This window comes from Bacillus sp. S71, assembly GCF_016625265.1.
GTDB classification, from domain to species: Bacteria; Bacillota; Bacilli; order Bacillales; family Bacillaceae_G; genus Bacillus_A; species Bacillus_A cereus.
Genome location: NZ_JACVUW010000002.1, coordinates 626496 through 639319 on the forward strand (window position 1 = coordinate 626496; position 12824 = coordinate 639319).

Genomic DNA, 12824 nt, shown 5'->3' on the forward strand with positions numbered 1-12824 from the left:
AAGTAGATGGGGAAAATTCGCAAACTCGATGACCAACTCTCTAACTTAATTGCGGCAGGGGAAGTAGTAGAGCGCCCTGCTTCAGTCGTAAAAGAACTTGTGGAAAATTCTATCGATGCGAATAGTACATCTATTGAAATCCACTTAGAAGAAGCTGGGTTATCGAAAATTCGTATCATTGATAACGGTGATGGTATTGCAGAAGAAGACTGTATTGTCGCTTTTGAACGCCATGCGACGAGTAAAATTAAAGATGAAAACGATCTGTTTCGCATAAGAACACTCGGTTTCCGCGGTGAGGCATTGCCGAGTATTGCCTCTGTTAGTGAATTAGAATTAATTACTAGCACAGGTGATGCGCCTGGTACACACCTCATAATTAAAGGTGGAGACATTATAAAACAAGAGAAAACTGCGAGCCGAAAAGGAACAGATATTACAGTACAAAACTTATTCTTTAATACACCAGCGCGTCTTAAATATATGAAAACCATTCATACGGAGCTCGGGAATATTACAGATATCGTGTATCGTATTGCAATGTCACATCCAGAAGTATCGTTAAAACTGTTTCATAATGAAAAGAAATTGCTTCATACATCAGGTAACGGTGATGTAAGACAAGTACTTGCATCGATTTACAGTATTCAAGTTGCGAAGAAGCTTGTTCCAATTGAAGCTGAATCTTTAGACTTTACAATTAAAGGCTATGTAACATTACCAGAAGTAACGAGAGCATCTCGAAATTATATGTCAACGATCGTAAATGGTCGTTACGTTCGAAACTTTGTACTAATGAAAGCAATTCAGCAAGGATACCATACATTACTGCCAGTCGGCCGGTATCCAATTGGCTTCTTATCTATTGAAATGGATCCAATGCTAGTTGACGTTAACGTACATCCAGCGAAGTTAGAGGTTCGTTTTAGTAAAGAACAAGAATTGCTAAAGCTGATCGAAGAAACATTGCAAGCTGCATTTAAAAAAATACAGCTCATTCCAGATGCAGGCGTAACAACGAAGAAAAAAGAAAAAGACGAAAGTGTGCAAGAACAGTTCCAGTTTGAGCATGCGAAGCCGAAAGAACCATCTATGCCGGACATTGTTTTACCAACTGGCATGGATGCAAAACAAGAAGAACCGCAGGCTGTGAAACAGCCAGCGCAGCTTTGGCAACCGCCGAAACAAGAATGGCAACCACCACAGTCGCTCATAAGAGAAGAGCAAAGTTGGCAACCATCCACTAAACCGATAATCGAAGAACCAATTCAAGAAGAGAAATCGTGGGACAGTAATGAAGAGGACTTTGAACTAGAGGAATTAGAAGAAGAAGTTCGGGAAATAAAAGAGATTGAAATGAACGGGAATGACTTACCACCACTTTATCCAATTGGACAAATGCATGGAACATATATTTTCGCTCAAAATGATAAAGGCTTATATATGATTGACCAGCATGCCGCGCAGGAACGTATTAATTATGAATACTTCCGTGATAAAGTAGGAAGGGTAGCGCAAGAAGTACAAGAGTTACTTGTACCGTACCGTATTGATCTATCTCTTACTGAATTTTTACGTGTCGAAGAACAGTTAGAAGAACTAAAAAAAGTCGGGCTATTTTTAGAACAATTCGGCCATCAATCCTTTATCGTCCGCTCGCATCCAACATGGTTCCCGAAAGGACAAGAAACAGAAATTATCGATGAAATGATGGAGCAAGTTGTTAAACTAAAAAAAGTTGATATTAAAAAGTTACGTGAAGAAGCAGCCATCATGATGAGCTGTAAAGCGTCCATTAAAGCGAATCAATATTTAACGAACGATCAAATATTTGCCTTACTGGAAGAATTACGTACAACAACAAACCCATACACATGCCCACACGGAAGACCGATTCTTGTGCATCATTCTACTTATGAGTTGGAGAAGATGTTTAAGAGGGTTATGTAGAGTGAATAAAATTACTTTTCAAAAGGGAGCAACATTTACTGTTGCTCCCTTTTAATATGTAGATTTAATTGTTAAACGAAAATAAGGTGGAGTAATTTTGCAGTTTATTTCTTGGTTGCGTTAGCTTAAATTTATCTATGTATAAAAAAGCGCTGTATACAGCACTTTTTAAAATGTGCATGAATTGTATCATTACTAACTAAATAACTATGCATGGTCGAATGTTGCTTCTTATTTGGCTAATTGTTATAAAGGTCTATACAATTACTTATTTTTATTATTATTAATTTTTTCAGTGTATAGAACTTGCTCTTTATAGTGCTTCTTAATTGGGAAGTTATGTGTACCTGTGCCGTTCTTGAATTTTTTATCAATGGGGTTCTTTAGAGGAACTGTTGTAGTTTCAGTAAATTCATATGGGTAATTTATTTTAGATTTATCTTCAAACATGAAAATGCCTCCTTTTAGGATTTCCTAAATTCTTTACTATAACATGATATGCATATAGATATTTTTTGGACTAGTTATTTATATAGGTTAATGGAATTTAATTACATAACTACTGAAACATTTTAAAGGAAAACAATTTGAGAAAGAAATGGTATGAATAGCTGTTGGCTCTTATTGTTTTTTTGTTTGACAGCACAGTGAATTATGTATATAAATTCAATATATATTGTTTTTTATAATATGGTTTATATGGGGTTTTCCTGATAATATAATGTGGAATATTATAGTGTTATTAGGTTATTAGGAACATTTAATGCTGTTTCATAACTGAAAGGGAATTGAAAAAAAACTGAAACTTTTCTCATAAAAATTCAATCTAACTTGAAAAATGAAAGGAAAATGAAATTTTCCAAAAGATATTCTTTGTTAAGATAAAAAGCATACATACAAAAAGTATTGACATATCTTAAAAATGTATTTTCAAGATATAGTGGGGGAAAAGATGAGATTAGAAAAACAATTAATAAAAAAGATGTATTATGAAACATTCCTAATGGAGAATGAAACAAAACCAACTCTTGACGTACTTGGACAAGCTTATGTAAACGAAGAAAAAAATGAGATTTCTGATGGGTCTTATATTCGTTTTGCACAAGGTGAATTTTATTATCGTCATCAAGATTTTGAAGCAGCTATTTTTAAATGGGAGAAGGTTAGTAATGAATTAGCACCATGGGCACAAAAAAATATTGCGGATGCTTATTTCGAACTTAATCAGTTATCATTTGCTGAAAATATTTATACTTCTATTACTACTGATAATAAAATATTGATGACCGAAATTAGACTACAATTACTTTCTCTTTACATTGAGCAAAATAATTTTGACTCAGCTTTCGGTGTTATTAAAGAAGCAGTTTCTTTAAATCCTGATTATCCGAATGTCACAAAAATTGCCCGTTCCTTTTATGAGGAACAGCAAGATTTTGATAGTGCAGTAGAGCTTGCTGTGAATGAGTTAATTCGCATAGAATCGTATCCTTGGTTTGAGGTGTTAAAAGGATATATCGATAAAGGGTTTACTAAACATATTTCACCAGACTATTTTTATGATGCATTAGCTACATTAAATAATGTAGATCAAGTACAATTTACGCAAATGGTTTCATCACTCTGGAACAGTTATAAAAATGAAAAAAATTACTTATTGTGGCTTAACACAATAAATGAATTTTTCTTACATATTGAAATACATTCGTCCGATATATGGAACAAAGTTTCTGCTCTTTACGAAGAAACGTACTTTGCATTAATTCAAGGTCAATATACGCTTAGACAATTAAACGATATCATACCAAATCTGTTAGCAAATTGGTTAAAGGTAGTCAATCCATCTTATGCTGTATTTCCATCTGCAGCTGTATTGGCATGGGATGAGATTTTCCCTTCCAAAATAGATTCAGCAAATATAGAACATGCAGAAAACTTATTGTCACATTCTATTAATCATGTAAATGGCTTAGAGTACAGCTTACATCTTTTTGAATCTATTACACAATGGGCACAAAAGCACAATATAGAAATAGGTCACCGATTTAAATGGCTAGTTGACGAGCTCGCAGATTTAAGAACAAATCGTATTTTAGTAACGGGAACTTCAGGAAACGGAAAAACTACATTTATTAACTCTATATTAGGAGAAAATATATTAGAAAAATCAATTTCAAATGTAGTAGTTTTAAAAAATGATGCTCATATAGAAATAAACGCTATAACAGACTCAGCAATTACAACAACGGAAGATGTCTCTGATTACCATAATATGATGTCTCAGCACCATCAAACATATAGAGATAGAGCATGTGTTGAATTTAAATTACCATGCAGATTTTTAAATGAAAATAAACTTACATTTGTAGTGACACCTGGCTTTAATAGGAATAACGACACTAGAGATGAGATATTCGAATATTTAAATTCTGTAGACGAATTACTGTTCGTATTGAATGCGGATTCACCTTTTACTGATAAAGAACGTGACATTCTATTAAGTATTCAAGAACATACGCCAAATTTACAAATTCATTTCTTACTAAATAAAATCGATAACATTTACAGTGAAGCAGAAGTGAAAAGGGTATTACATGATACGGCAACGAGAATAAACACATATTTCCCGCATGCGAGAATTTTCCCTTATTCTTCGTTATATACAAGTAGTCAACAATTAAATGATTTAACTGAGTTTATTCATTTTAACTTTAATCATAAACATATAGATGCAGAACGTACTGAAAAGTTATTATATTTCATTCGAAAAACAATTACATATCTTTTGGATAAACGTGTTGAGAAAGAAAACAATCTAGTGGATGCTATTAATTGGAATGAAGATATGCTAGTGAAACTAAACGGTAGCATTAATAACCTTACTGCATTTGAGCGGGAAAAAATTCATCTCATTACACAATCATATCGTTCAATGAAAACTGAAATTACAAATGATCTTACTGAAAATATTCCGAAGATATTAAAGAGCTGTTCTAATTTAATTAGTGAAGAAAGTGATTTCGGGCACATGGATACGGAACTAAATAAAGCAATGAATGAAAGAGTGCATAAATATTTAGAACAAACTGTATTACCTAATCTTGCTCTTTCTATGCAAAATTGGATTGCAACTTCTAATAATGAGCTTCTTCAAAGTCAAACGTATTTAGAAGAACTTAGTGAAGGGCTTAATTCACTATTTGGAGAAAATAGAATACAGTTAGAATGTGACTTTAAAGTGCTTGATGACTGGCGCAGAGATACTGACAGGATGACGACTAGAATACAAATGGATGAAGTAAATATTTTACGTCGATTTACGCCAGCACAATTTTTACTGAAAAGTGCCGGTAAATTATTTGGAGTTCTTCCTAAAAATAAATCTATGCTATATAACAAATACAAACAGTATGTAGAAAATGAAGATTATACTGAGGTAACGGCTTCTATTATGAAGAAATTTTTCTTGCAATTTGAGCTGTTTGAAAACACACAAGAGCGAGATATTAATATATTCTTTAGGAATCCATTTAACTCCTTAAAGCAAGCTGTAGAAAACACGCATATAGAAATACAAGAAAAACAAGAGATATTACATAAGATGAAATCAAATCCTGAAATCTATCATGATTCTATCATGCTCTTTGAATTGAGATTGCGTCAATGTGAAGTAATTTTAAATATTGGTAATGATAATACCTATACGGATGTAGCTTTAGAAACAAGCGTAGAATAAAAGTAAAAGGGAGCAACTGTAATAAGTTGCTCCTTTTTCATATATAGATTATTTTTCTGTTTCTTTAATTTTAGTTTGTACTTCGCCAGTTTTAATTTTATTGCTTTCTGAGAAGCGTAATAAATCGCCTTCAATAATTTTGTCAGACATTCGTAATTCATTTTGGGCACGTTTAATGAGGGCTTGAGCTTCTTTTTTTGGTAAATCTACAATTTCACCTGTTATACGGTCGTAGAAAGTGTTGTTTTTGTATGCATACTTATCTGTAATGAAGCTACCATCACGTAAAACAACAAAGCCAGTATATTCATCTGAAAACATATCATGGCCAAAACGAATATCATTCGTAGAATCAACACCTAATAAATTTAGAATAGTAGGTTTCATATCGATTTGTCCCGTAGGCTTTGAAATAGTTTGACCTTCTGTTTGTCCAGGAATATGAATATATAAAGGCGTACGTTGTAAATTTAAAGTATCAAATTCTGTTATTTGATCTTTTTCTAAAAACTGTGCCATTGCACGATTATGTTTTTCGGAAATACCATAATGATCACCGTATAACACAATAATAGAATCATCGTAAAGCCCCTCGGCCTTTAGACGTTCAATAAATTTTTTAATTGATTCGTCTAAGTAACGTGCTGTTACGATGTAACGATCAAATACGCCATTACCAGAGTTGTATGGTTCAATGAATTTTGTATCTTCATCATACGTAAATGGATAATGGTTTGTTAAAGTAAGGAAACGAGCATAGAATGGTTGATTAACAGTTTTTAATATATCTACTGATTGATCAAAGTATTCGATATCTTTTAATCCCCAATTTAAATTTGTTTCTGGTGTAATTTTGTAATCAAGCTCATTATAGTAACGATCATAACCAAGAGCAGAGTACATGATATTACGATTCCAAAATGTTGCGTTATTCGCATGGAATACAGAAGTGAAATAACCTTGCTGACGTAAGATTTCTGGAGTCGCAGTATAATCATTGTTACCGTGTGTGAAGAATACAGCCCCTCGATTTAATGGATACAACGACGTATCGATTAGAAATTCAGAATCGGATGTTTTCCCTTGACCAGTTTGATGGAAAAAGTTATCAAAGTAATAACTTTCATTTATGAATTCATTTAGGAATGGTGTAACTTCTTGCCCATTGACTGATGCGCCTATTAAGAAGGTTTGCAAGGATTCAAGAGTGACGACAATTACATTTTTTCCTTTCGCTGTACCAAACATATTAGGGTTTGGCTCGCTTTGGTTTGCTTTTACGTAGTTTTCAGTTTCTTGTAATTTACTACTATCAGCAAGCGCTTTTTGTGAACCGGCTTTTACTTGCAGTGTTAAGTCATATACTTGGTGAGTATATAGGCCTAAATTTTTGACAAGCATTACTCGGTCGAATGATCTCGTTAATAATTCAGGGCGCTCTTTTTCTGCAAGATGTAGATTCGCAAAGAATACACCAATTGTTAAAAGAAAGTATAACAAGCGTGTAGAATGAGTTACACGTTCTGTTTTAAAGACCAATGATTTCTTTTTTAATAAAATAAAGAAGAAAACAATGTCTACGAATGCGAGTATAATTTTGTAGTTTAATATTTCTATAATACTGCCGCCTAATTGTCCAAAGTTTGAGGTTTGTCCAAGTACTGGTAATGTAACGAAATCACTATAAAAATCATAGAACATTACATTTCCAACGAGTACGATTGTTAATAAGAAATTAATACATAGCGCTATATAATTTCGCTTTTCACCAGTTGCAAATAATGCTAATCCAACAAATGCTAATGATGCGGCTAGAGGACTAATAAACAAAATAAGCTCTTGCGTTGAAGACTCGATTTTTAAATCAAAACTGAATCGCGTAATAAGATATGTTTTTAACCATACTGCTAAAGCCATTATTATAACAAAGCTTATATTTTGCATTTGTAAATTTATTTTATTCTTCATTTTTACACCTTCTTTATACAATTTATTTAACTGAAGTTATATATTATGTTTTTATAACTATTAGAGTATAATGAACCATTTAGACTCTATTTTCTAAAGGGAATAATTTGAAGTATTCATATACATACAATGGGGATTTTTAAAGCGTAGTAGCATAAATATAACTCTTTTTGAGAAACGGGCAGAACAAGTCATAGTTGTAGTGAAATTGACTTATAGACATCCTACCATATTAAACACTATGATGATGTTACAAAATATCGAACAAATGAAAGTGAAAATGGATAGAGACTTTTAAAACTGTTGACATTCAATTTATTAGAATTGAATACCAACAGTTTTAAATATGTAGTTATATTACATATGTATCTTGTAAAATTCCGATTTTTTGTCGGTTAATCATTAGCCGGGAAGGATAGGAGGGCTTATTAATATATTTTTACTATATAAGTAAAGTGTTTTGAAATTAGGAATATTTGACTAGAATCTTAATGATAGAAATTAAATGTCAGATAAGTACTTTCCAACATATAGACCACTTGCAGCTGCTTGAGATAATGAGTGCGTAACGCCTGAACAATCTCCAATTAAAAATAGCCCATGTATACTAGTTTCAAAATGATTATTAATTTTTATCGTAGGAGCATAGAACTTTCCATCAATTCCATATAGTAAAGTATGTTGATCAATAGGTTCTTGTATAAATTGTTCTAAACGTAATAAAAATTCTTTGAGCCCTTCAATATATAATTGAGGAATTTCTTGATTCAAATCTCCATAATCCCCCTGTAGTGTAGGCTGTATACGGCTATGTTCCATGCTGTTTTCCGCTGTAGGTTGTTTCTTTAGTAAGTCCTCTAAGCGCTGTATAACAATCCGATCTCGTCCTTGGTTAATGCCTTTAATAATTGAACTTGCGTATACATTTGCTTCTTTGAGAGTAGGAAAATAGCGAGGAATAAATAAAGTGAAATTTAAATTAGAAGTGCCAGTTCCTTGTTCTCGAAAATTTTGACCGTCAGGCATAACTAAACCTTCTTCGTACTTTCGAATGATGCGTCCTTTTGGATTCATACAGTAAGTAGTTGCTATGAAATGCTCACCTTGATAAGAAAGTTTTGTTTCAAAAGTATCTTGTAATATAGAACGTAATTGATGTTCTTTCATTTCTACTCTAATTCCTAAATCTACACGTGTTTGCTCCTGAGAAATATTTAGGGAACTGCACATTTCTTTTAACCAATCGGCCCCAGAGCGCCCAGTTGCAAATACTAGTTGCTTAGTTTGAACTGTTCCTTGATTTGTATCTATTGTAAAATGATCTTCCTGTTTCAGAATATGTTGTACATCTATATGAAATTGGATCTTTATTTTCGTCAGTAAAAATTCATAGAGCTGCTGAAAAATGTTACTGGAAAGTGTAGTACCAAGATGTCTTACTTCTGTTGTTAGCATTTGTAAACCACACGCTTCAGCTCTCTTAGTGAGACTTGAATTTTCAGTAGAATATTTTGAAATCGAACTTCCACCAAACTGACATAGAATTTCATCTACTTCAGCCATGAGTTGTATAAAACCCTCTTTACCGACTTTTTTCTCAAGTTCTCCGCCAAATCCGTTTGTATAATTAAATTTCCCTTCAGATTTGCCTAAACCACCAAACCCGAAATATTTATCACATGTAGTACAATTACACACTTTTCCTTCGTCTAAAGGACAATGGCGATCTTCTAGCGCTTTACCTTTATCAAGAATTAAAACTTTTTTGTTACTTTTAGCTAGTGAATAAGCCATAAAAATGCTACTTACTCCAGCGCCGATAATTGTAACATCATACATATTCTTTCACCTGCTAACGAATAGTTTGTTTTTTATTTTTCTAGTGTATAACAATTTTATGAAGGTAAGAAATAGCTTTTATTAATAAAGTGGGAGTTTTTGAACTTGATGCTTTATTAATTTCTCCGAGTGGTGGAGTAAATACAAAAATTTTTATTTGAAAGAAGAAATAGTTTAAAAAATCACTATGTCATATGATTAATAACATCTTACATATAAAAAAACAGACCTTTTAAGTGAAGAGGCCTGTTAATGATTTTAAATCTTATTTAGCAAACACATGGTTACCAATTACTGCTACTGTTTGACGTGTCGTAATCCACTTGTCCGTTGATGTTTTTGGATTGTAGAAATAAATCCAGTCTGAATCTACTCCATTTGTGGAGATAGCCTCTTCTACAGCCATTTTTGCTTCTGCACTTGCAGGTTGATTAATTCTTCCATCTGTAATAGGAGTAAATGCATATCCGTATTTAATAGGTTCATAAATAACGCCTGTTATTGTATTTGGAAAACCTTTTGCATTTACACGATTTAGTATAACTTTGGCTACTGCTACTTTTCCTTTATAGGATTCGCCACCTGCTTCAGCGGTAACTAAGCGTGCCATTAAGTCTTTTTCTTTTTGTGAAATACTTGAGTTGATTTTTAAATGTTGTCCTGTATAAAGCTTGTTTCCGACTGTATTGTTCATTTGTTTTATAGATTGGACAGTGACATTGTAACGCTTTGCTATCGTTTCTAATGAATCTCCCGGTTGTACTTGATAAATAATTTGTTCAGAAATGTTCGCAGGCTTGGCGTTTTGAGGAACAGTGATTTCATTTGATTTCACGGACCCTGGAATATGTAACTGTTCGCCAATAAAGGTTTTATCGTTTCCTTTATTATTAGCCTGTTTAATGGATTGTATTGAAACTCCGTATTGTTTACTAATGCCCCAAAGTGTATCGTTCTTTTTTACTGTATGAATGGTAGAAGCTTCAGCTGTACTTTGACTACATACGAATGTAATTGCGGCCGCAGATAAAGGAATTATATGTTTTATTTTTAGTAATTTCATTGTAAATCCTCCTAAGAAAAAATTAAGGTGAAACGATTAAGTAATGTAGTTTGAAATGTGTATATGCGTAATATATTAATGTAAGTATATTAGCACATATAAAATAAATAATCACTATAAGTTTCATATTCGTTTAGTGTAGAGTCAGAATATGAAATATTGCATATGAAAATACATTGAAGTTCATATTTCTGATTACTATAATCTATTTAGTAGAAAGGGAATACGTTATAGAATTAATCATTATAGATTAATATAATGATTAATAATTATTAATAGGAGGATTGATGTAATGAAAATATTTCAAAAAATGTGTGCGTCAACTGTAATCATTACAACACTTTTAGGAACAGGAGGCACTATCAATAGTGTATATGCTGATTCTATAGAACAGCAGAGTAAATTAGGGATAGAACAAGAAACAGATAAGCAAATCATTGTAAAATTTAAAGCGGATTTGGATTTGCCATATGAAGATGGTATTGAAAAACAAATACAATCTCAAACGAATGATAAAGTAATAAAAGATCTTTTGACAGAATATCCAGATGTAACATTTACTCGTTTATTCACATCTGTAAGCCCGGAACAAATACAAAACCTTGAAGTGAAAGCACCTAATCATGTATCTACAAGTCTATTAAACTACTATATTCTTCAAAATCAAAATAGTGGGTATGAAGAAGAAATAGTAGATAAGTTAAAGGCATCTTCTTTAATAGAAGATGCGTATATGAAGAAACAAGAGAAAATAATGCCACCTGAAGTGCAATCATCAAGTGTAGCTCTTAATCCTAATAACAATCCTAGATTTAAAAAACAAGGTTATCTTGAAGCAGCCCCATACGGTATTAATGCGCCTTTCGCCTGGGGAATTCAAGGCGGTAATGGAAATGGTATTACTTTTGTTGATATGGAATACGGATGGCTATTAAATCATGAGGATTTATTACATCAAAATATTGAATTAATGTCTGGAAGAAATATAAATCAGCATGTCGGTCATGGGACGTCTGTACTAGGAATTGTATCCTCTGAGGACAATGAAGTCGGGAATATTGGGATTGCGCCAAAAGCGAAAGCAAAGGTTATCTCTCAAATAAGAGATAACGGACAGTATAATACGGCTGATGCAATATTAAGCGCTGTAAATCAGTTAGAAGCTGGGGATGTTTTATTATTAGAGGCGCAAGCATCCTTTGATGGATATGGTGATAAATATTTACCTGTTGAAGTACAACCAGATATTTTTGATGCAATTCGTGCTGGTACAGATAAGGGAATTGTAATTATAGAGGCTGGAGCAAATGGGTGGAATGATTTAGATCAGTTCAAAGATAGAAAAGGTAAGCAAGTCTTAAATCGTAATAGTAAAGATTTTAAAGATTCGGGTGCAATTATGGTAGGAGCTGGCTCTTCATCTTTCCCTCATGAACGTATGTGGTTTTCGAATTATGGAAGCCGTATTGATGTGTACGGATGGGGAGAAAATGTAGATACAACTACAGCCGAGCAAAGTAGAAGTGCTGTAAATCTTTATACTTCAAGCTTTAGCGGAACATCTAGTGCCTCGCCAATTATTGCTGGGGCAGCGACTTTAGTACAAAGCATTGCTAAAGAAAATTTAGGACAACCATATAGACCAAGTGAACTAAGAGCAATATTAAGCAACCAGAGCACAGGAACAAAATCTAAAGATCCATATGCAGATAAAATTGGCGTTTTACCAGATTTGAAGTCTATACTAGTAAACTTAGGTTATGAACAAAGAAAACCAAACGGTGGGAATGAGTTACAAGTAACAGAAAATGAACCAAACAATGAGCCTAGACAGGCAAATAAAGTTAACTTTCATACACCGGTGAAAGGAACGCTACATAATAGTGATAGAGTAGATGTATTTACTTTCCAAATTGACTCACCGGAAAATATTAATATTTCTCTACTAAATGAACAAAATATCGGAATGACATGGGTACTTCATCATGAATCAGATTTAAATAACTATGTAGCATATGGTGAAAATGAAGGAAATGTAGTTAAAGGAACTTATAATGCAAAGCCAGGGAAATATTATTTATACGTCTATAAATATGAGAATAAAGATGGTTCATATGTATTGAACATAAAATAAGCAAAAGGAACTTCAGATGAAGTTCCTTTAAATTTTTCTAATTTAGTATATGTGAATGATTTTTTAACTTTACTTCTATGCAATATTTCATATTGATGAAATGTTATTTATTTTTTATGAACTAGCTTATATTA

7 protein-coding genes are annotated in these 12824 nt (G+C 32.7%); 3 read left to right on the forward strand and 4 right to left on the reverse strand.

Translation table 11 applies throughout. The features are described 5' to 3' along the window. The first annotated feature begins 6 nt into the window (after positions 1–6). On the forward strand, positions 7–1950 hold the full coding sequence (mutL, locus tag IBT51_RS06725) for a DNA mismatch repair endonuclease MutL (protein WP_088024006.1): 1944 nt from the start codon (positions 7–9) through the stop codon (positions 1948–1950). 264 nt (positions 1951–2214) lie between these two features. Here the strand turns inward: mutL and IBT51_RS06730 are convergent, their stop codons facing one another. Continuing rightward, the gene (locus IBT51_RS06730) at positions 2215–2400 is read right to left on the reverse strand and encodes a hypothetical protein (RefSeq protein ID WP_000461138.1); all 186 of its coding nucleotides are present in this window, start codon (positions 2398–2400) and stop codon (positions 2215–2217) included. Between the two features lie 502 nt (positions 2401–2902). On the opposite strand from IBT51_RS06730, the gene IBT51_RS06735 reads away from it, so the two are divergent. Then, entirely contained in the window at positions 2903–5686 is a 2784-nt protein-coding gene (locus IBT51_RS06735) for a dynamin family protein (protein WP_200458030.1), read from the forward strand. A 48-nt stretch (positions 5687–5734) separates the two neighbouring features. Here the strand turns inward: IBT51_RS06735 and IBT51_RS06740 are convergent, their stop codons facing one another. From IBT51_RS06740 to IBT51_RS06750, 3 genes are all read right to left on the reverse strand, one after another. Next, complete coding sequence (locus IBT51_RS06740; protein WP_078401578.1) at positions 5735–7654, reverse strand: LTA synthase family protein; 1920 nt, start codon at positions 7652–7654, stop codon at positions 5735–5737. 501 nt (positions 7655–8155) lie between these two features. Next, positions 8156–9493, reverse strand: coding sequence for an NAD(P)/FAD-dependent oxidoreductase (locus IBT51_RS06745; protein WP_200458029.1), 1338 nt, complete (start codon positions 9491–9493; stop codon positions 8156–8158). 265 nt (positions 9494–9758) lie between these two features. After that, positions 9759–10556 (reverse strand): cell wall hydrolase, encoded by a 798-nt coding sequence (locus IBT51_RS06750; RefSeq protein ID WP_090977230.1) that lies wholly within the window; start codon positions 10554–10556, stop codon positions 9759–9761. A 292-nt stretch (positions 10557–10848) separates the two neighbouring features. Between IBT51_RS06750 and IBT51_RS06755 the strand changes: the two genes are divergently transcribed. Further along, on the forward strand, positions 10849–12690 hold the full coding sequence (locus IBT51_RS06755) for a S8 family peptidase (RefSeq protein ID WP_069356110.1): 1842 nt from the start codon (positions 10849–10851) through the stop codon (positions 12688–12690). The last annotated feature ends 134 nt before the right edge of the window (positions 12691–12824 follow it).

What these genes read in the sequence shown, in the direction of transcription:
- IBT51_RS06735 (WP_200458030.1), top strand. Translation starts at nt 2,903, where the DNA reads ATGAGATTAGAAAAACAATTAATAAAAAAGATGTATTATGAAACATTC.
- IBT51_RS06745 (WP_200458029.1), bottom strand. Translation starts at nt 9,493, where the DNA reads ATGTATGATGTTACAATTATCGGCGCTGGAGTAAGTAGCATTTTTATG.
- IBT51_RS06740 (WP_078401578.1), bottom strand. Translation starts at nt 7,654, where the DNA reads ATGAAGAATAAAATAAATTTACAAATGCAAAATATAAGCTTTGTTATA.
- IBT51_RS06750 (WP_090977230.1), bottom strand. Translation starts at nt 10,556, where the DNA reads ATGAAATTACTAAAAATAAAACATATAATTCCTTTATCTGCGGCCGCA.
- IBT51_RS06730 (WP_000461138.1), bottom strand. Translation starts at nt 2,400, where the DNA reads ATGTTTGAAGATAAATCTAAAATAAATTACCCATATGAATTTACTGAA.
- mutL (WP_088024006.1), top strand. Translation starts at nt 7, where the DNA reads ATGGGGAAAATTCGCAAACTCGATGACCAACTCTCTAACTTAATTGCG.
- IBT51_RS06755 (WP_069356110.1), top strand. Translation starts at nt 10,849, where the DNA reads ATGAAAATATTTCAAAAAATGTGTGCGTCAACTGTAATCATTACAACA.